Origin of the sequence: Pseudomonas sp. YJ42, assembly GCF_047225135.1 — a bacterium.
Lineage (GTDB): Bacteria > Pseudomonadota > Gammaproteobacteria > Pseudomonadales > Pseudomonadaceae > Stutzerimonas > Stutzerimonas stutzeri_E.
Genome location: NZ_CP178378.1, coordinates 945,920 through 964,597, shown reverse-complemented (window position 1 = coordinate 964,597; position 18,678 = coordinate 945,920). Strand labels below are relative to the sequence as shown.

Genomic DNA, 18,678 nt, shown 5'->3' with positions numbered 1-18,678 from the left:
CTCGCCGTAACGCCCGCCACCAAAGGCCTGCCGGCGTTTGGGTACGCCTGATAGCACGACAGGCATGCGCCTGATAGCACGAAGGCAGATGCGCCCGATAGCACGAGGGATTCCACAGGTTGTGCGCGACTTATCCCCGTGCCGTATGCGGCACGGGGCGAAAGGCAAGCAGCTCGATGGATGGCGCGATGCGCAGAGTGCTCAATTCGTAGCCTGGCAGCGACTGCCGGGCAACCAATGCACGCAGGTCGTAGGCGAAGTCGGAGTATCGCGCGGCACTCCCGGATTTGCGGTACAGGTGGCGGAAGTCGAACTGCCAGCCATCCACTTGGCGTCCGCCGTGCTTGCGTACCAGGCGATAGAGCCAGCGCTCTATCCCTCCGGTTAGCTTGAAATACGCCGGATCTATCGTCAGGACCAGCGCCCGGTCGAGCACGCCGGAATAGAACCAGTCCGGCAGGATTATCGCCAAGCCCAAAGGTTTTCCGTTGGGCGCTGCCAGCTCCTTCCATTCGTTTATCCAGGAAAAGCGATGCAGCCGGCGGCCGGTCGTTTCGCGTATGGAGGTCGCAACACTCGTACTTTGCAGCCGGTCCAGTGCCGCCTTGAGCCGCTGGTAGTCGCGCTGGGACGTGCCACGGCCAATGAAGCGCAGGATCTCGTAAGGCGTCGCCTGGATAAGTCGTGAGGTCGGGATTCCCGCGTCGCGCGCCTCGACCAGTTGGCTGGCCGCCCAGATAAGGATGTCGGCGTCCCAAATCGTGGCGATGCCGTGATCGAGCGTACCCTCGACACGAACGGCGACCGTGGCCGTTCGAAAGTCGATGGGCGTTGTCCGACGGGACTTGGCCAGGGAGAAGAACGGATGTGCCATCAGATCCTGCGCATCCCGCGGCGCCAGGTCTCCCGGGATGGCCCGAAAGCACCGTAAGGGCTCCGGCGTGGCGCCTTGCTTCGGAGTGACGATGTGGGACGGACTCATAGGTCATCGCGCGCGCCTCCCTGATGCTGAGCCAGATACTCCGCGTCAAAGGTGGTTTGGAAGCATCGCGCGTCAGCCCAGGCCTGCAGGTCTGCCCGGGCATACATCACGCGTCGCCCGAACTTTCGAAAACGAGGGCCTCCGCCGATCACACGTTGCTTTTCCAGCGTGCGCGGCGACAGGCGCAGAAAAGCGGCTGCTTCGTCGTTGTTCAGATACTGGGGAGTGTTGCTTGGGCTTGGTTGACGGCTCTGATCGTCCTCGCGCTCGATCCCGCCTGGTCGCCTATGGCTCGGCGCTGTGCGGCAGGAGAGTGGGTGTGCATCGCGGTAAATGTGGCGTGACATGGCATGGCCTCCAGTGAATGAAGGCTTACCCTGGTCCGCCCTGGGGCGGGGATCATGCTGGGTTCGGTCTCAAGCGAGTCGGCAGTAGCCAACCAGAGCAATTACAGCGGGTCCGGTCGGATTCGTGACAGGCCAATCGAGCGCAGTCTGTCCATGTAAGAGTCGTCCGCAGGACACTACCTCGAGCAGGGCGACAATTCGATGCATTGGTTGTGTATGAAATGGCTAATCGTAAGAGCCGACAATAACAAAGTCGTGGTTATCGGAGTCCGAATTATCAAGTTTCAGTAATTGATGCATGTTCGATTAGTCTCAATATATAACTCTGATCGAGTGCGCTCGGCTACGCACTTACATATAATTGTTGAGGTTGCGGTACGTCGCCTTGGACGTGCGGCTGGCACATAAAAGGCCACTGGTCAAACTTATGAGAGTACAGATGAGTAAAATCGCAGAGTACAAACGCCTGGAAGCACAGCTTGCCGAACAACTCGCTGCGCTGGACAAGCTCAAGGGCGACAACAAGCTGCAGCAAGAAATGGAGTTCGAGACCAAACTGAAGGGGCTCCTCAAAGAGTATGGATATGGCCTTCAAACCGTCATTGATATCCTGGATCCGACGCCGTCGTCAAAGGCCGTAGAACCGAGTCGCCGCAGAACTCGGGTCGTCAAGACATACACCAACCCACACACAGGTGAAGTTGTCGAGACCAAAGGCGGCAACAATAAAACCCTCAACGCCTGGAAGGCCGAGTATGGCGCTGAGCAGGTCAAATCCTGGGCGCGGTAGTCGTCATTGGTCGTCACCGTAGGGTGGCCCATCAGACTAGCTGGCAACGCAGCGCTCGCTGCAACAGCCCTAGCGGGCAGGCTCGAAATGTGACGCGTATATCCAATAGCAGATCCTGCGCGCTCGTCTTGCGCCAATTGCGATAATGTCGCTCCGACCGCCGTTGGGGCGGTACCCGCAAAGGAGTGCGCATATGGGTAGGTTGGTTCTTAACAGGCGAGTAGGCGAGCAAGTGCGATTGACGCTACGGCGCGGAGCGTCGGTCGATGCAGTACTTGACCAACTCGAAGACGAGGGCGTCTGGATTACGGTCGCCGAGGTAGAGGGAGGGCGAGCGCGCCTGATTATCGAGGCGCCGGATGAACTGTTGGTTCTGCGTGACGAGCTAGTGGACCGGTACGAGCAGCCCGATTGATATCCAGCCTGAGGCGCTCGCTGATCGGACCCGTCGAGCATCGACCGATCGTCCCGGTGCCCGGATTGTCGCCATTGAACGCGGCAATCCACTATAACGAACCGGTGCTCGTCAGGCGATTCCTGGATGGCGGCGCTGATCCCTACGCAAAAATCACCAATCCAAAACTGCTAAACGGGAAGAGTTCGTTCGAGCTTCTTGAACTGCTCAAAGCACGCGACAAGCGCCAGGCTCGACAAGCCATCCGTGTGGAGCTCGGCACACCGCGCAAGAGGTGAGACGGATAAGCCCTCCGTTTCGCCGTGAGCCGATGGACACTCGCCGTCGATATGCACGGTGGCATCTCGCCAGCTCCTAGCGCCGAAAAGTTTGTTTTGTCCAGCCCAATAGTTGCCAATTTTTCTTAAAAAGGCGTTGACAACAAATTGTTATGCACATCGGTCCAGGAAGCTGCTCCATCGGCTGTGAGAGTCCTTGACGGACGTCACTGCTTTCTATAAGTCCATGATTTAAAAGGCAATATCGTACCTGAGCAAAAACTCGCCGATCTGGCTCAACCCCGCGCCAAATGGGCGTTTGCCCCGATCATCCAAGTTGTGTTCACAGTGTTATCCACAGCTTTTGTGGATAACAGACGTAGCCCAAGCGTGGCGGGCGTTTCAGAGCGCCTAAAATACGGGGCGTCGTAGGTTACCCTTCGATTGTTGCGCTTTTACGCACGCCATCGCTAACTGATGAAGGCTGCCATCTGACTACGACCTGGTCTGCCTGAGGTCAGGACCATTGCTCAATGCTTACTGGCACTCAGTCAGCCGGACCGGCCCGACATAACGATTGCCATGGCCCATTACGCAAGCAATACGCTGGTTACGAACCCGCTCCCAAGGCTGGGGCGGGTAGCTCTTGCTCCATGCGCTGTACAGCTGGCGGTCCTGCTTGGACAAGCGTAGGTCGTAGCGCTCGGCCATATAGAAGTAGGTACGGGCGATCATGCCGCGCACCTGCTGGCGCGGCATGGCTTTGCGAGCCTTGAAGTCCACCACCATCGGGCAGGCGCCATACTGAGTGGGCTTCTGGGGGAGCCAGGCAAAGCCGTAGTTGCTCCGGTCGCCGTTGACCTCACCGATGCTGGGCACCAGGTTATGCAAGTCGGCTTCGGCCAGTCGGTAGGTGGCGTCGTTCTTTGAGCAGTTGGTGCGGCCCCCTTTCTGCCAGCACTGGCGCTGGTGGCCTATCACCCAGGCCGGCACGATGTGCTCCCACTCGATGCGAGACGCCCGCGACGCATTCTTGCGTGGGGTGTATCCGCAGCTCTGCAGGTCCGCCTTGTTCCCATTGAAGCGGCACCCGCAATAAAACTCCGGAGTGCCGGCATAGAGCTTCCAAGCCACTTTCTTTGCTTCGGCAAAGGTGCGAGGTGCGCCGGCGGAGGCTTGGAAGGCAAGTACGCAGGTGAGTAGCAGTAGCAGGCGGAGCAGGCGAGCCATTCGCACTTCCTTGGTGCAGTCGATGCATCTGTATAAATATACAGTTATCGGTGCGAGCGCGCCATGCCTGCCGTTTCGGTTGGGCGCTGCCCGCTTCGTGCCTGCGTGTCAGGGAAATCTCGAAGCACGTGCCATCTTATAGCTTCACGCCAGAGGGGTTAGGCAAAAAAAACCGCGCCAAACAGCGCGGAGAAGCGGCCGGCACATGGAGAGGGAAGATCAGCCGCGTCGCTATCATAGGCCGACATCGGGTCGGCCCGTCGATCGGCAGGCGGAACGGGTTCACATTGTGTTGAAAGTGTAGAGCGGAAGGCGCGGTGGCCGAACGGATCAACTTTGCTGCGGCGGATTAGTCTGATGGCATAAAAGTGTCAAAGTGATGAACTTATGCCAGCAATGCCACTCCTAGAACGGCACTGTTTTGAACCGCCGTCTCGGTGAGCTCAGCCGTGCGCCAATCCAGCTCGGGTTGCTCCCGATCCGGCTGCCGCGAAGGACTCGCAGGGTTTCTGGATGAAACCTCCCAGACCGCTCGGAGCGGCATCACCAATGGACCCAGCCCTTGATCGGCCCTGTAGCGATACAGGGCCGTTTTTTTGGCGGACACCCGAACTGACGAGGCAGCGATTCGGCTGAGCTGGCCTTTGCGCAACTGACCAGCATGCTTGATGCTGAGCGCGCCCTGTGACTTACAAGGGATAGGCCGCGTGATTACGCTTCCCATCGCATGAGTGTTTCCAAATGCCCGGTGTGTTCGTCCCGCTGTTCGCGCAGCGCGACGAAGCCATGTCGTTCATAGAAGCGACGTGCGGGGACGTTGGCTGAGTACACGGCTAGTTCCAACGTCGGGCGGCGGATCTTTGCATCCGCGAGCAACTGTGCACCGATACCAGTGCCCTGGTGCTCTGGCGCCACGAACAGCGCAGCCAGCACGTTCTGGTTCAAGCTGCGGAATCCGCAGACCTTACCTTCGCGTTCGAATATATGAGATTCGGAAGCAGGCAGATAAACATTGCGCATGGCGTCGAGTTGGCTGTGCCAGAACTTCGCATCGATGAATCGGTGCGCTTGAATCGATGCCTGCAGCCATATGTTCAGCACTGCTTCCATGTCCTGCAGACAAATGTTTCGGATCATAAATCTCGCCTCGTTTCCTAAGTAACCACCAGGTTGACCACCAAGTCGGGGCGCATCACTGGCCGCAAACCGCCCGCGTCGCTCGATCATCTATCATTGCGCCGCCTTTACTCATGACCGCCTGGCTCGCCTCAAACCAGAGCGACTATCGTCTGATAGCGTTCACGCCGACTGGCTTGTTTTCAACCAGGATCGACCTCCGAGTATCTCGGCTGCCCGTTTTATGTGTCCAGGTAGGTGTAGAAACACAGATGCGCCACGCTATCGTTGGTCCATCGAATTCGGCTCGGTCTACGTCAACGGGTTACCGGCACGCACATCGGTTGAGGCCTGCCGGCTGCTGACTGAACTTCCTCTGAAACAGCGTTCCAAGTGATGACGACCGCGGCGCCTCGCTTGTTGCGGGGGCGCCCGCCGTCATCGACGCACTCACTAAAAGGGACGTGATCATGAATCACCAAGCAAGGGACTATACCGAGAAGCGCGACTTCATCCGGATGTCTATCAAGACCCCGATCACCCTGTCGCAGGCTGGGTGTATCCTCCAAGGTGTATGCCAAGACCTGTCTAGCACTGGCATGCAGGTAGTCGCTGCCGGCTCGTTCGATCTGGGTGACAAGATTGACGTGCGCATTCCGTCAGAGCATGCCGAACTCAAGGGCCTGGAAGCGATGACCGAAGTGGTACGCGTCGAGCGTCAAGCAGATGGCTGTCAGCGTCTGGGTTTGTCCATCCAGTCCCTGCGCTAATCTTCCCACCGTTTGCGGTCCTTTCCGAGCCGAGCTGAACCATGGCGGCGAGACATCGCTGCAGCGGAGCAGGGGGTTGGGGATCTGTCAAGGGCCAACTGGCCCAGTTGGCTCAAGCCTCGAGCGTGCAATCGCCAAGAAAGACCATGGCGGTCCACGAGCCGCCATGGTGGCGAAGTGATACGTCTGTCACCCTTTAGTTGCGCTGCTTCGCTAGAATCGCGCCGACGTTTGGCGCCGCCTCGGACGTCGCTCTGAGGTTGGGTATCGTGAACCCATCCTCCGCTTCCACGGCTCCAAGAGCGGCGCCCTGCCATTAATAGGTGCCTGCGCGGCTGAACACGGATACCTCATGAACAAATCAGCAGTCGTTTTCGTGCTTGCGTTGCTGAGCGCGGGTTGCCAAAGCCTCGGCGAAACAGCACCCGACAACACGGAAAAGTGGGCAAGTGTTCGCTGCTGGTACCTTAGGGATCAGACACCTGTTAGCAGGCAGAGTCTCGCGTATATCCGAGACCGAAGCGAGAGTGGCGACAGCCTTTGCGGCACGGTGCTCGGCCAAATGTACGAGAACGGGCTTGGGGTTCCCGTAGACCTGGAAAGGCCAGAGCTACCTACCTGTCAGCCGCCCAGGCGGATGATGCCGTATACGTACAGCTGGGGCGCATGGCCGAAGAGGGCATCGGCGAGCCGGCCGATCCAGCAAAGGCCCGGCGCCTTTACGAGCAGTCGGGCGCCTACGAAGACAACAAGCTTGCAGCGGTCCGGCTCGCCGAGCTCCTGGAGGCGGGTAGGGGCGGTCCGCAAGATAAGATGGGTGCGCTTAACCTTTATCTCAAATGGCTGGACCGTCGTCAGGATGATGCCTGGCGTGGCGTGCAGCGGCTTCGCCGCGACGGCATGGTCCTGGATGCCGAGCAGGTGGGACGATACAACCAGGTCTGGTCCAAACTGGTCAACGATACGTTGACCCGACATATGCGTCGTACCAAGACGAAACTGAGCAAAACGTCCACGCAGCGCTCAGCGTTAAAGCCGGTCAAGCTTCAATTTGAATATTCGGTTGGCTCCATCATCCCGCACGTTACGATGATCGAAGGCTCAGGCGATGCTGCTTTCGATGAGGCGGTCTTGCAGGAGATGGCCCTGTACCGCTTCCCGGACGAGCCGATTTTGCCGGCCGAGCAAAAAACGTGGCGCGTCTTTTCCGAATTCGCAGTTCACATCTGGTGATCTGGGCTGGAATACCGGGCTAGGTTGCCGGTTCCGTTTCGAACGACGCGGCCGGATGACCGATCAGTGCTTCAGCTTGCGCCAAGAAAGCCCGGTGGCCGATACCGGTTTGGCTGATGAGCGCTTCATGACCGTTCAGGCTTTGAGTCGCCTCAATCTTGTTGTGAGAGCCCGTTTGGCTAGTATCCAGGAGCTTATCGTCCCAACTTGGGACGTCATAACCGTGTTGAAATCACCTTCTGAATTGCCGCTCCAGCTGCTGTACTGGCCGATGAGGTAGGCATCAATCGTGTTTCCGGTGCCTCGCTGCGCATAGTCCCAGTGCAGCCATCACTTGTTTCGCCAGATGTCCGTCACGGCGAGTCTACCGATAACTAGAGTTCGGCGACCCGCAAGGATCGGAGCAGGTCGCGCTTCTTGATCCGGTGTTCGCGCATTCGCCGTAACACGTCGTCCAGCGTCGCCAACGCCTTGCGAATATAAGGCCCCTTGTTGAGCATCACACATTCGGCGCGCACGCTCATCGCTGCATCCGTGATCTCGGAACGCGCCGGAGCACCCTTTTTCGCGAGGGTTTCGAGGACCTGGGTCGCCCAGATTACAGGGACGTGGGCAGCCTCACACAGGCACAGCATCTCCTCCTGTACCTCTGCTAGCCGCTCGAAGCCGCTCTCTACGGCCAAGTCGCCGCGGGCAATCATCACGCCGAACCGAGGAAGCCGCATGCCGGCAAGTAGCATGGCCGGCAAGTTTTCAAAGCCGGTGCGGGTTTCAATCTTCAGTACCACGCCGAGGTGCTTCGCATCCAGGCGCTCCAGATGATCGAGCAGCTCGATGACATCTTCCGCGGTATTGGTGAAGGACATCTCGACAATATCGGCGTGTGTCGCCGCGAAAGCCAACGTCTCGATATCCTCCTCGGTTGGCGCACGCACCGGCAGCTTGTTGTCGGGAAAGTTGATGCCCTTGTCGCTACTCAGCTTGGCGCAACCGCTAGCGTGGGCAACCTGAGTGATGCGAAGGGTCAGAGCCTCGGCGGAGGCAGACTCCACGCGTGCCCCGATTTTGCCGTCGTCGAACCAAACCGGGTCACCTTCGCCGATCGCAGCCAACACCTCTGGCAAGGTGCAGCCTATGCGTGCCGGCTCGGCACCGTTGTCTAGACTGGGCGGATAAACAGGCTCGTTCTCGGCCGTCAGCATGAGGCAGTCCCCAGCCTGAAGATGCAAATGCTGATCGCGAGGAGGCAGTTCAAACAGGTGCATCCGGCCGAGCGTCTTGCCTGAGCGACGCAGCTTGATCTTCAGTCCTCCCGTGAAGTACGCGGTCTTGCTCAGCTCGGCCAGGCATCCGTCCTGGTCGATCCCGATGACCCTCATGGTTCGGGTGGAGCCGCGCGCGTCACGAAGCTTCAGCTTATCGCCCGCCTGCACCGCCAATCGGTCAGCACTCGTTAGCATCAGGCACGCATCAACGTCCGAGTCGTCTATGTCCGAGCTTGCCCAGGCCAGCCGAACGCGAGCGGGACAAACGACCTGGCCGTAGGGATCGCGAGTGGGGCGGACCTTTTTCACGCCAGGCGCTTTGGCAATGGGACCGGTGCGCAGCTTGGGGCCAGCGAGATCGAGGGTCACCATGCAAGCGCGCCCGAGCGTCTTCTCCGAAGCGCGTACGTGCTCGATCATGGCACGCCAACGCTCGGGGCTGTCATGTGCACAATTGATTCGGGCGCAGTCCATGCCGGCGCGCATAAGCGACTCGATGAGCGCGCCGTCCTCCGCGGCTTCGGAGGGAAGCGTGACCATGATTCGAACCGGTCGCTCGTTGCGAGGCTTCCCAAAAAGAGCCTCGGTGTGCGCCTCCAGAAGTCGAGACCCCTCGGCCAGCTCCAGATCGGGCATTGACGGTGCTTGCCCGCGCGGATCCTCGAGCCGCTGCAAGATGCCGATTACCCTTGTCAGGCCTGCGAGCGCGGCCGCTTCGGATCGACCCAGCGACGACAACCCCACCTGAGCCAGCTGCGCTTGCACCTCTCGCAGGTCATGGCGGCGAAGGCAGAGATACTGCAGAAGATTCTCCGCGCTTGCCCGATAGTGCTCGTGAAGCCGCGCCGTTTTGAGCGGCGCCAGGCACTTCGCGCTTGTCATCGCCTCCCGTAGCGACTCGAGATGCACGCGCAAGGCGTGAACATCCGACATCGTCGTGGAGCGCACCGGGGTCTGGTCTGACATCGCTTCTCCTGCAGAGCCTGCGGCTCAACGCCATTGACGGGAAGACTGACCCGCCACGCGACCTACCGGTTTCATGACAGGCGACAGGTGGCGGCCGATGCTTATGGCGCGTAACGGGCCCTCATGTGTGTCCCTTGATGGCGTGCGACTATTGCGCTACGTACTTTTCGTGGCGGGTCGTAGGCGATGCGTTTCCCTGCGGCTCCTTGCCTTGCTCAGCACGGCATGCTCGGGGAGATCGGGCTCGTTGCTCTTTTTGCAGGCGCCAGTTCAGACCCGGATGTCGCCAAGCTGGCGAATTTCCGCCTCTATCCGGGTACCTGTGGCGCGCTCCTCGTTGGAGAAGCCATCGTAGCTAGACAGCGGGCCGAAACTGATGCCGGTCAATTGCTCAATCTGCAACACGCTGCGCTGGTAGGTCCTGAATCGACCGAACAGGGCGGTCAATCGGTCAAGCTCCGCGGCCTGGCTGATCATGTAGGCTGTGGTGGAGGGCCGGCCATCCTCATCCATGAACGCGACGATCTTCCAGAACGCGCTGGGTATCCGAACGCCCCGGTAAAGGCGATCCGATTCCGTGAATACTGGTCCACTGAATATGGTGGCACGGGTTTTCCATCGCCGCGTGTTGTCCAGCAGGTAGTTTTCCAGATCAAGCCAGTTCCTCTGGTTGAAGCCGGCCATTTGTGGAGCGCAATTGGTGAAATGGAACGTGTCGGCGTTGGCTTGTTCTGCCAGGGGACCCCAATTCGGGTCCTGCCGGCGCACCAAATGTCCCCGATCTAGCATGTTGTCCGCATAGAGCGCCTCACCGCACTGTGCGTCAGTGGCGATACGGCCGTCATAACGCCAGGAATCTCCGCTGCGCGGCACCCCTTTCAGCGACGCCCCTTTAATATTGACGCCAACGACAAAGGCGAGGCGCCGGCTACGGGACATGGCGATAGAAAAGTGTGTGTAGTCGAGCCGGTCGTCGTCACTGTTGGGGATGGCTAACAGGTCGCTCCTGAAAGGTTCAAGTAGCTGCGGCCAAGGCACCTGGAAATCGCCCAGGAAATCGGCTCGGTAACCCGCGCGGTCAGCCAGTGCTTGCGCTGATGTGGTTCGGGCGGGCGACAGGGTAGGGGGCGAATCGACCAGGGCGGAGGGGTGGCCGAGGCGGCGCAGGTCAGCCAAGCGGGGGCGGTGCAGGAGCTGCGGGGCAAATTCCGACACGAAACAGGACCTCCCAGGGATTCAAGCCTCGCGCGGTGCCATATGCGCGGGTCGATCCAGATCCTATCGGCGTTCTGTTACGGTTTTGTCATGCACTCTGGGGAACATGGGGGGTGGACGGCCGGGTTGGGCCCAGCGGGCTGAGCCTAGCATCCCTCCAGACGCTGGCGATCTGCGAAAGGCTTGGTCATTCATTCGTCCTGTAAACATTCGCAACGGATGACCTCGCGAAAGGCAGCAGGTTCAGGTTGGCGGCCGGTCGAAGCTGGCGCCGCCCCAAAGGTCACGACATCGCCGTCTCACGCAATGCATTCCACGCGGGACCGATTTTGTACAGAATCGGTCGATCGGGCAGGCTAGCGTCGTACTCAGTCGCCTCGTGAGGCGACTCGTTGTGCTTTGAACATTCATCCATCAACAAACCGAGCGCGCGCGGCTCGAAAATCATCTGCATGCTCCAGCAGCCAGATCCATAGCGGCACCATGTGCACCAAAAAACTTCGGCCCAGCGCGGTCAATTCGTAATCGACACGCGGCGGAACCTCGCCATGATCGCAACGTGCGATCAACCCGTCGCGTTCAAGCCGCCGCAGGCTCCGGGTGAGCATTCGCTGCGTGATGCCTGGCAAGCGACGACCGATCTCGGCGTGTCTTAGTTTTCCCTCAACCCCCAGGGTATGAACAATCCCCAGCGACCAGCGATTGCCGGCGTGAGTCAGCACCTCGCGCTTGAGACCGTCTTCCTCGTCGGTGAGTGCGTCGCAGGTGGCTTGAGATAGGCGTATCACCTCGTCTTCGGTCATGGATTCATGCGGTATCACTCGTGTGCCTTCTTATGCGTGTCCGGAAACGATGACAGGATAAGCCCCATCGACTTCAAACATTCATGGGGGCAACTGATGCAACCAACCGACAACATTCTCGTTCTGGGTGCTGGTGAACTCGGCATGGCCGTGCTCCGGGAATTGGCAGCGCTCCCGGCGGCGCGCGTAACCGTCATGCTAAGACCATCGGTGGACCACATTACGCCCGACAGCAAGCGCCGGACGCTTGATGAACTCAGCGCCTTGGGTATCGAGGTAGTACTCGCCGATGCTGCCAATGACTCTGAAGAAAAGCTCGCGGCGCTGTTTAGCGGTTACGACACGCTGGTCAGTTGCCTGGGATTCACGGCGGGGAAAGGGATTCAGCTCAAGCTGGCCCGCGCAGCCTTGCAGTCAGATGTGAATCGTTTTGTGCCTTGGCAGTTTGGCGTCGATTACGACGCGATCGGCCGGGGCAGTGCGCAAGACCTGTTTGATGAACAATTGGACGTGCGTGATTTGCTGCGCGGCCAACCGCGTGTGCAATGGCTGATCATCTCCACCGGTATGTTCACCAGCTTTCTGTTCAAACCTGCATTCGGCGTAATAGACCTGCAACGCAATATTGTTCATGCGCTGGGTAGCTGGGACACGTCTGTGACCGTTACCACGCCCGAAGATATCGGCAGGCTAACCGCTTCTGTCCTGTGCGAACCGGAGTTGGCTAACCAAGTCGTTTTCATCGCCGGCGACACCCTTACTTACCGGCAACTGGCAGATACCGTCGATCAAGTGCTCAACCGCAAGGTTGAACGTGTCGAATGGACAGTGCCGGCGCTCCAAGCAGACCTGGCAGCAGCACCCAATGATCCGATCCGCAAGTACCGTACGGTCTTCGCCGAAGGAAAAGGCGTTGCTTGGGCAAAAGGTGCCACTTATAACGCCCGTCGGGCGATCGAAACCATCGACGTTAAGCAGTGGATCGAACAGCGTTTGCTTTGATGTATCCCGCCGGATCTTGAATGGTCTCGGCTATGCGTTGCTGTCCGCGCTCAAACAGGTACAACAGCTTGCGCGCTGGGGTTGATCACGCGGGAGCTTTCTCTTCGCTAGTCAATGGAAACATAGGTATGCAGCATTACTCGGCTGCGGCTACTCCCGGAGTACTGACGGGCTGTGCATCGCCATGCACGCCGGTCGATCTCACAGGCCTCTTTGCAGCCTTGCTATCCTTCGGTCATTGCAGCAGAGTCCCGGCGATGCCGGGCTGCCTCACCCGTCGCAGGAGAACCTGTGTGGCTCGCGTTGACTTAGACGTTCCTTTTGCAGAGAAGGACGAGGCGAAAGCGCTTGGAGCGCGTTGGGACCCGCAGGCCAAGACCTGGTATGTCCCCGACGGCAAGGAAACGGCTGCATTTGCGAGATGGCTCGCCCAGCAAGGCGATGCGGACCTGGCGAATGAGCCGGAATTTAAAATCCGGTCGCATTGGTACTTCTTGGTCGAGTCGTCATCCGAATGTTGGAAATGCAGCAGCCGGACACGGGTGCATGCATTCATGCTGCCGGAGGATCATGAGCAGTTCGAGTACGCAGACGAGGACGACGAGGCGTTTTCCCTAGCTAGTCCACGCGGTTGCTGGATGCGCCAAGGGGAAATGGGGACGGTGTCGAATGTGTATGGCTTGTCGCCGAAGGTAGTGACGCAGCTTCGATCCCATACGACCCGGTATATGCCTGCCTACAGCCAGCAGGCCGGGGCAACCTACTATATGAACCACTGCGAGCGCTGCGGTGCCAAGCTGGGCGGCTTCTACATGCACTCAGAGCCGGGTGGCGCGTTCTTTCCCGTTTCGCCTGCTGACGCGAGCAAAATGATCCTGCACAAGGTCGACGCGCCCTTCGAGGCGAATGGCAGCGTGGGATATGCATCGGAGAATTTCGTCGAGTGCATCCAGCGCAAGGATGATCAGTGAGTCCGATGCATCAAGGTAGCGTTACATGAGCTATGGATTAGAAGACGCTTCAGGGGGAAGCAACGACGAGGTCGTGGAGCTGCTGCGCCAGGCCAAACTGATCGCGGTGCGTTACCGCCAGCTCACTGGTAAACCGTTGGGCATCACGGGAGAAGTGGCAGAGTTCGAGGCGGCCGCCATTCCTGGTTTGGATCTGCACGCCGCTCGAACCGCTGGTTATGACGCAACGGAGATGCGAGACGGGAAGCCCGTTCGGGTGCAAATAAAAGGGCGATGCATCGCTGACCCGAAGCGCGTAACGGGGCGGGTCGGCAAGATCGATCTCAGGCAGCCTTTCGATACCGTACTGCTGGTCTTATTGGACATGGACCTGAATGCGCTTGCGATGTACGAAGCGGAGCGTGCCGATGTCGAGGCATTACTCACCAAGCCTGGCTCGAAAGCGCGCAACGAACGCGGATCGGTTGGCATTAGCCAGTTCAAAGCGATCAGTACCGTCCGTTGGACCAAGAGCGGCATAACGACGATTCAGATCGTGTAACAGTTACCCGCCCGGCTGCCGGCGCTGCAAAACACCGACCCCTAAGAGAGGGCAAAGCGGGCCGCCCAGGCGGACGGCCCACCGGCTCAGGCTTGCGCCGATTGCGCCCCGAATGCCCGCCGATACAGCACGACCATCTCGTCGAGCAGTTCCTGAGCCGCATAGCCCAGCAGGCGCGCCCGCAGATCGAGGGTCTGCACGCCTTCGTCCTCGGTCAGCTGAAGCAAAAGCCCCCGGATCATCTCGACCCGCATCTCCGCCTCGGCCAAGGGACCGGAAGACGAAACGGCAGCCGAACAACGCAAGGGGGCAGTGGAAGGAAAGGCCAGGAGGTTGGAAGACAGCTCAGTCATGGCCCACCTCGCAGCGCGAAGTGACAACAGAACAGCCAAACAAGGACGAAACGACGGGGTGGGGCGCGGGCGTAAAAAGGAGGTAGTGCATTCTGCTTGTGCTCCTTGGTTCGATTAAGGAGCCACCACCACCCGTTGTCACGCGGAATGGAGGTGGACCGCACGGGGGTGACAACCGGGAACCAAGGGAACCGGCCAGGCCGAAGCCTGCCCCGCACGGCCCACCATAGAAAAGCGATAGCCGACACCGAAATGCCGACTAGCCGCTATGGCGCTCCTAGTTCCCGGGTTGTCACGCCCGGCCGTGGGATTTACCACGACCCGGAGAGTCTAGCGCGGGGAATTGGGGGAGGGCAAACAGGCTGAAGCGTAATGAGGAGTAAATGGAGTGATAAATTGCGAATGGCGGCTACCGGCCAGGAAGTGGACACCCAGCGTCTATTAACATTCGCTCTGACGAATCACTATTTCCGATAGCAAGCCCTTAATGCGCAGTTGTACATAGCCATTCGAGCAAATTTATTGCGCACCGGGGCCAGGAAAATGCGTCTCTTGGCTAACATGCATGGCAGCTTGCCATCCGAGCAATACGTCACTACCTTGTGTTTTAGATCAACAGAATTACTACATGTGGTGCTTAACTTGAGCTGACTTCTCGCTGGCGATCTCACCTAGCGCTGGGCAGCCGCGCTCATCCAGCGCACTTTGTCGCGACGGTGCGACACAAAAAAGGACTTCTATGCGGTTGATTAATTTTCATACCGAACACCCTGCGAGCCAGGACGTGTTCCCTGGTGGCAGCCACGACAAGGTGGCGAGCGCAATACATGGTCATTTGCTTAGTGATAAGCCGTCCAAGGTAGTGGGTCTGGACGGTGAGTTTGGCTCCGGCAAGAGCTCGATCCTGAACATGTTGAAGGCGAAGCTGATAGCTGCTGATCCCGACTTCAGGGTCTGGTTTTTCGATTGCGAGCAAAATTACCAAGGCTCTACCAAGAGCAACTTCATCGAGCTGTTTACCGACGAGGTGCTTCAGGAGTTGCCTCCTTTCAGCAAGGCAGCGGCAGCTGTAAAGGCCTCGCGAGACAGAGGGTTGGGGCGTCTCTTTGAGTACACAAAAAAAACAAACAGTCGCGTCAGTGCGTGGGCCTTGGGCGTGATCGCCAGTCTTTTTTTTGCAGCTATGTCCTTCCGAGAGATATTCGCATTGTCGCGCAGCGCGCACGTCGCTACGGCGACCAATGCCCTCGAGGCCACTTGGCTTCCAGGCGTTCTTCAAAATACCTCTCCGTGGCTGATCGGCATCCACTGCATTTCCTTGCTGAGTCCGATATTAATCCTTGGCATCGCAAAGCTGTGGCATTGGAACACCAAGGTGGGGGATGAGGATTGGAGCTTGCTCAGCCTGTTCAAGGGATCAAGCGACGATCGCATTGAAGAAAAGATCGAGGTGGGCAAGGAGGTGACGCCTCTGGATCTAAAGAGGACGCTGCTTGAGCAATTGAAGGTTGTTGAGGATAAGCGTTTCGTCATTATTTTGGACAACCTGGATCGCTTGCCCAAAGACAGTCTGCGCTCAGTCTGGAGCGACTTGGAGATCTTCATCGCAGTTGCTGCCGAAGCTAAGAATCTGACCGTCATTGTTCCCTTCTGCTCGACGAAACTCGCAGAGTATTTGAAGGCAGATGGTGATCGCCGGTACGACAGCAAGGACTTTATCGCGAAAAAATTCCCTGTCGTTTTCCGCTCCCCGCCTGTCATTACTTCCGGCTGGAAAGACGGGTTCCGTCATCTATGGAACCACTCGTTCCCCGATACAGGTGAAAGCCTCATTGAGCAAAGTGCTCAATTGCTGCAGCGCCACAGCCCGATGGCCAACAACCTTGTTACGCCTCGGCTGCAAAAAAAATTCATTAACGACATTGCCGCAACTGCTCTGGTGGTAGGGGAAGAGATCAGTCTCCTCGCTATTGCCGGCCATCTCCTGCTCTGCAAGTATGCCGAGTTCCCCCTGGTGCAGATCCTCCGCACGGATGGGTTTTCGGTGCCCTATTTGAATGAGATCGAGAAAGTTCAGAAAGCCCAGGCGGAGCTGGTCAAGGACACTCGGACCCTGCTGAGCGCGACTCTCGGTGATTCAATGGAGACAGGTTGGCAGATCCAGTTTCTGCAGATTCACTACCTGACAACGGGTGATATCGCGATCGCTGAGTTGTTGGACACGCCGTTGGCAGAGGCGTTTGCGAGCAACGATCACGAGGCCTTCGGCAGACTCACTTCCCTGTTCGGGTTCTCAGATGCCATGAAGCGGCTCTTAGCTCAGCGACCGGTGCTTGCCACTCTGCTGCCAACCATTTCAAACGCGCATCAGGCGAAAGGAGGTGAGTGGATTACATCTCTTCTGGAGCTGATCAATAACGTACAACTAGAAATCTTCAGCGAGTCGCTAACCGGATCTGGAGATTTCTATGAGGCCGTACGATACTGCAAAGGCCAAGGGCTGGACGGTCGGCTGCTGATTAAGCATGGTGATCATCTGAAGGCCAGTCTGAAGAAAGTGCTAAATTCCAATTTCGATCAGGAGCAGCTCGAGCCGGCCTGGAATCTTATGCATGAATACGACTGCTATCTCCACGCTCAAGGGTTCGAGTTTGAAGAGTTTGTGGTCAGGCGGGCAGAGTATGTAATGCATTTGTTGCCCGATATGGCCGAGCTGCGAGTGATCACGGCCAAAGCGCTCAGCTTGGCCGACACCGGTTTAGGCGAGGCGCAGTTGCAGCTGGTCAGTTGCGCTGATTATCCGCTTGATCGAGTTCCGTTGCCTAGTGGGTCTGTCGTGCAGGCGCTTGAATGGTTGTACGCGGATCGCAATCTGGGTGGCGGCGTGACCGATGGCATTGCGGCAACAGAAGTCGCCGTGCTGACAAAATTCGCTGGCGCTGCCGGTGAGGTTGAAAATGCAGTGGTAGGTCTGGCGCTGGCCACAAATGTTGACCAGGTCATCGGCTCCACTATCACCAGGTTGCTTGCAAATAACGCTAATCACCTGATCAAAGCGGTGGCTGCAATCATCTACATCCGAAAAGCGGATGCGGAAGCTTTGGCCACTCTGGAAGATTTAGATGGAATCTTTGAGTCATCGGTCTTCCGCGCACTTGCGAACGCAACGCTGAAAGCGTCCTCTCTGTTCGAGCTCCTGCCTGATAAACAGGTCGGTGAGTCGATCGGAGGTTTCTTGGCGTACTTAATTCGGGAACGGCGCATTGGGTCACTGCAGAGTAGCTGGGTAACGGCTCATTTCAGCGTCCTGACAAACGCTGTCGCGCCTTTTGGGGTAGGTGAGCTTGAGGTCGCCACTTGGCTGACTTCGTGGGACACGCACATCGAAAAAGCCTGCCAGGATTTGCTCAAAGCGGACGGCGAATTCATCCGCATCGTGATGGAGTCGGATGAGAAGGTACTGCCCATAACACGGGACGGACTGGTCAAACAGGCCACGAGCGAAGAGCGAACCTGTGATGACTGGGTTCAGATCATCATGGGTGGAGCGAAACAGCACCTGGCAGTCGTTGAGGCAGTTGTAAACAGAGGGATTTCTATACCAACTATTGCGGCTGTCATCGATGCCCTTATCCAAGTGCTTAACTCCCTCGCTAATAATTCGATGACGTCTGCGTGGGGGCAAAAGCAGTACACCATGATGGATGCGTTGATGAGGGGACTTGATGCCCAGCAACGAGCTGTCATCGGTATTCGCTTGAGGTCGATGCTCTTTTCCGAATCTGTAGAGCCTGATGACTTTGTCGCACCGCTCGCAAAATATGGTCACCTAATTCCGAACATTCAGCCATCGAACCCGCAAGAGGTGCTACGAATCGTACTGTTCCTGTCACACCTCAGCCGAGACCCCGACGGCCTTCCAGCGTTGGCCAAATTCTTTGATGCGAAGGCTGAGCAGATCGCTGCATTTAAATACTCACCTGAACTCCGTAGCACGATGGGGGAGGCCGTTGCCAAGCTGTCTCAGGTCACCCCGGCCTTGTACAAAAAGTTCGCTGAGACAAGGGGATTCAAGACGCTGATCCAGTCGCTCACAAGAGCCGCGCGTGACGCTGAACCTGAACAGTGAATCGCTCGGGGTTTCCTTGGTATCTCGGAGCCTATAAACGAGGCAGCCTCAGGTCAGGTTTGATGAGTCCGCTTCATGGCCGGAAGCGGTCACCTGCTAGAGGCAGTTTTCGGCCGATTCTGTTGAAAAAGTCGCTCTCCGAGGGAGTTGCTTTTCGGCTGCTCAAAAAACGCTCGATTTTGGTGTTGCTACGTAAAAACCAAAACAACCCCGCCTTCTGAGCGAACCAGATTTCAACGTCGTTCACGCTCTTTCGTGGACCAATATCGAGGCGGGACTTTTTCAACAGAATC

At 58.1% G+C, this 18,678-nt stretch carries 17 protein-coding genes; 9 read left to right on the top strand and 8 right to left on the bottom strand.

Going from position 1 to position 18,678, the window contains the following annotated elements; genetic code table 11:
* Window positions 1–130 precede the first annotated feature (130 nt).
* Complete coding sequence (locus ACL0K2_RS04160; RefSeq protein WP_413043852.1) at window positions 131–982, bottom strand: replication initiator protein A; 852 nt, start codon at window positions 980–982, stop codon at window positions 131–133.
* Window positions 979–1,329: a helix-turn-helix transcriptional regulator gene (locus ACL0K2_RS04155; RefSeq protein WP_413043851.1), complete on the bottom strand. Its 351-nt coding sequence runs from the start codon at window positions 1,327–1,329 to the stop codon at window positions 979–981. The genes ACL0K2_RS04160 and ACL0K2_RS04155 overlap by 4 nt, the downstream gene beginning before the upstream one ends.
* Window positions 1,330–1,768: 439 nt before the next feature.
* Here ACL0K2_RS04155 and ACL0K2_RS04150 point away from each other — a divergent pair, with 439 nt between their 5' ends.
* From ACL0K2_RS04150 to ACL0K2_RS04140, 3 genes are all read left to right on the top strand, one after another.
* Window positions 1,769–2,119, top strand: a complete 351-nt coding sequence (locus ACL0K2_RS04150; RefSeq protein WP_413043850.1) for a histone-like nucleoid-structuring protein, MvaT/MvaU family — start codon at window positions 1,769–1,771, stop codon at window positions 2,117–2,119.
* Window positions 2,120–2,312: 193 nt separating this feature from the next.
* Window positions 2,313–2,534, top strand: a complete 222-nt coding sequence (locus tag ACL0K2_RS04145) for a carbon storage regulator (protein ID WP_413043849.1) — start codon at window positions 2,313–2,315, stop codon at window positions 2,532–2,534.
* A complete protein-coding gene (locus ACL0K2_RS04140) occupies window positions 2,531–2,812 on the top strand; it encodes a hypothetical protein (protein ID WP_413043848.1) in 282 nt (93 codons plus the stop codon). Before ACL0K2_RS04145 ends, ACL0K2_RS04140 begins: the two co-directional genes overlap by 4 nt.
* Window positions 2,813–3,328: 516 nt before the next feature.
* Here ACL0K2_RS04140 and ACL0K2_RS04135 read toward each other — a convergent pair.
* The gene (locus ACL0K2_RS04135; RefSeq protein WP_413043847.1) at window positions 3,329–4,021 is read right to left on the bottom strand and encodes an endonuclease; all 693 of its coding nucleotides are present in this window, start codon (window positions 4,019–4,021) and stop codon (window positions 3,329–3,331) included.
* Between the two features lie 711 nt (window positions 4,022–4,732).
* Window positions 4,733–5,248: an N-acetyltransferase gene (locus tag ACL0K2_RS04130; protein ID WP_413043846.1), complete on the bottom strand. Its 516-nt coding sequence runs from the start codon at window positions 5,246–5,248 to the stop codon at window positions 4,733–4,735.
* A 359-nt stretch (window positions 5,249–5,607) separates the two neighbouring features.
* Here ACL0K2_RS04130 and ACL0K2_RS04125 point away from each other — a divergent pair, with 359 nt between their 5' ends.
* Together ACL0K2_RS04125 and ACL0K2_RS04120 are read left to right on the top strand one after the other, a co-directional pair.
* Window positions 5,608–5,907: a PilZ domain-containing protein gene (locus ACL0K2_RS04125; RefSeq protein ID WP_413043845.1), complete on the top strand. Its 300-nt coding sequence runs from the start codon at window positions 5,608–5,610 to the stop codon at window positions 5,905–5,907.
* 666 nt (window positions 5,908–6,573) lie between these two features.
* Entirely contained in the window at window positions 6,574–7,140 is a 567-nt protein-coding gene (locus tag ACL0K2_RS04120; RefSeq protein WP_413043844.1) for a hypothetical protein, read from the top strand.
* Between the two features lie 374 nt (window positions 7,141–7,514).
* Here ACL0K2_RS04120 and ACL0K2_RS04115 read toward each other — a convergent pair whose 3' ends face one another.
* From ACL0K2_RS04115 to ACL0K2_RS04105, 3 genes are all read right to left on the bottom strand, one after another.
* Complete coding sequence (locus tag ACL0K2_RS04115) at window positions 7,515–9,338, bottom strand: pyruvate kinase (protein ID WP_413044434.1); 1,824 nt, start codon at window positions 9,336–9,338, stop codon at window positions 7,515–7,517.
* A gap of 303 nt (window positions 9,339–9,641) precedes the next feature.
* Window positions 9,642–10,586, bottom strand: a complete 945-nt coding sequence (locus tag ACL0K2_RS04110; protein WP_413043843.1) for a DNA/RNA non-specific endonuclease — start codon at window positions 10,584–10,586, stop codon at window positions 9,642–9,644.
* 407 nt (window positions 10,587–10,993) lie between these two features.
* On the bottom strand, window positions 10,994–11,389 hold the full coding sequence (locus ACL0K2_RS04105; RefSeq protein WP_413043842.1) for a winged helix-turn-helix transcriptional regulator: 396 nt from the start codon (window positions 11,387–11,389) through the stop codon (window positions 10,994–10,996).
* Between the two features lie 96 nt (window positions 11,390–11,485).
* Here ACL0K2_RS04105 and ACL0K2_RS04100 point away from each other — a divergent pair, with 96 nt between their 5' ends.
* The 3 genes from ACL0K2_RS04100 to ACL0K2_RS04090 all read left to right on the top strand — a co-directional run bounded on the left by ACL0K2_RS04100 (window position 11,486) and on the right by ACL0K2_RS04090 (window position 13,903).
* Window positions 11,486–12,391, top strand: a complete 906-nt coding sequence (locus ACL0K2_RS04100) for an aromatic alcohol reductase (RefSeq protein WP_413043841.1) — start codon at window positions 11,486–11,488, stop codon at window positions 12,389–12,391.
* A 293-nt stretch (window positions 12,392–12,684) separates the two neighbouring features.
* On the top strand, window positions 12,685–13,362 hold the full coding sequence (locus ACL0K2_RS04095) for a DUF5710 domain-containing protein (RefSeq protein ID WP_413043840.1): 678 nt from the start codon (window positions 12,685–12,687) through the stop codon (window positions 13,360–13,362).
* A 25-nt stretch (window positions 13,363–13,387) separates the two neighbouring features.
* Window positions 13,388–13,903: a hypothetical protein gene (locus ACL0K2_RS04090; RefSeq protein ID WP_413043839.1), complete on the top strand. Its 516-nt coding sequence runs from the start codon at window positions 13,388–13,390 to the stop codon at window positions 13,901–13,903.
* 86 nt (window positions 13,904–13,989) lie between these two features.
* Here ACL0K2_RS04090 and ACL0K2_RS04085 read toward each other — a convergent pair whose 3' ends face one another.
* Complete coding sequence (locus tag ACL0K2_RS04085) at window positions 13,990–14,256, bottom strand: hypothetical protein (RefSeq protein ID WP_413043838.1); 267 nt, start codon at window positions 14,254–14,256, stop codon at window positions 13,990–13,992.
* A gap of 739 nt (window positions 14,257–14,995) precedes the next feature.
* Here ACL0K2_RS04085 and ACL0K2_RS04080 point away from each other — a divergent pair.
* A complete protein-coding gene (locus tag ACL0K2_RS04080) occupies window positions 14,996–18,385 on the top strand; it encodes a P-loop NTPase fold protein (protein WP_413043837.1) in 3,390 nt (1,129 codons plus the stop codon).
* Window positions 18,386–18,678: the final 293 nt, after the last annotated feature.

What these genes read in the sequence shown, in the direction of transcription:
- ACL0K2_RS04160 (WP_413043852.1), bottom strand. Translation starts at nt 982, where the DNA reads ATGAGTCCGTCCCACATCGTCACTCCGAAGCAAGGCGCCACGCCGGAG.
- ACL0K2_RS04155 (WP_413043851.1), bottom strand. Translation starts at nt 1,329, where the DNA reads ATGTCACGCCACATTTACCGCGATGCACACCCACTCTCCTGCCGCACA.
- ACL0K2_RS04150 (WP_413043850.1), top strand. Translation starts at nt 1,769, where the DNA reads ATGAGTAAAATCGCAGAGTACAAACGCCTGGAAGCACAGCTTGCCGAA.
- ACL0K2_RS04145 (WP_413043849.1), top strand. Translation starts at nt 2,313, where the DNA reads ATGGGTAGGTTGGTTCTTAACAGGCGAGTAGGCGAGCAAGTGCGATTG.
- ACL0K2_RS04135 (WP_413043847.1), bottom strand. Translation starts at nt 4,021, where the DNA reads ATGGCTCGCCTGCTCCGCCTGCTACTGCTACTCACCTGCGTACTTGCC.
- ACL0K2_RS04130 (WP_413043846.1), bottom strand. Translation starts at nt 5,248, where the DNA reads ATGATCGAGCGACGCGGGCGGTTTGCGGCCAGTGATGCGCCCCGACTT.
- ACL0K2_RS04125 (WP_413043845.1), top strand. Translation starts at nt 5,608, where the DNA reads ATGAATCACCAAGCAAGGGACTATACCGAGAAGCGCGACTTCATCCGG.
- ACL0K2_RS04120 (WP_413043844.1), top strand. Translation starts at nt 6,574, where the DNA reads ATGGCCGAAGAGGGCATCGGCGAGCCGGCCGATCCAGCAAAGGCCCGG.
- ACL0K2_RS04115 (WP_413044434.1), bottom strand. Translation starts at nt 9,338, where the DNA reads ATGTCGGATGTTCACGCCTTGCGCGTGCATCTCGAGTCGCTACGGGAG.
- ACL0K2_RS04105 (WP_413043842.1), bottom strand. Translation starts at nt 11,389, where the DNA reads ATGACCGAAGACGAGGTGATACGCCTATCTCAAGCCACCTGCGACGCA.
- ACL0K2_RS04100 (WP_413043841.1), top strand. Translation starts at nt 11,486, where the DNA reads ATGCAACCAACCGACAACATTCTCGTTCTGGGTGCTGGTGAACTCGGC.
- ACL0K2_RS04090 (WP_413043839.1), top strand. Translation starts at nt 13,388, where the DNA reads ATGAGCTATGGATTAGAAGACGCTTCAGGGGGAAGCAACGACGAGGTC.
- ACL0K2_RS04085 (WP_413043838.1), bottom strand. Translation starts at nt 14,256, where the DNA reads ATGACTGAGCTGTCTTCCAACCTCCTGGCCTTTCCTTCCACTGCCCCC.
- ACL0K2_RS04080 (WP_413043837.1), top strand. Translation starts at nt 14,996, where the DNA reads ATGCGGTTGATTAATTTTCATACCGAACACCCTGCGAGCCAGGACGTG.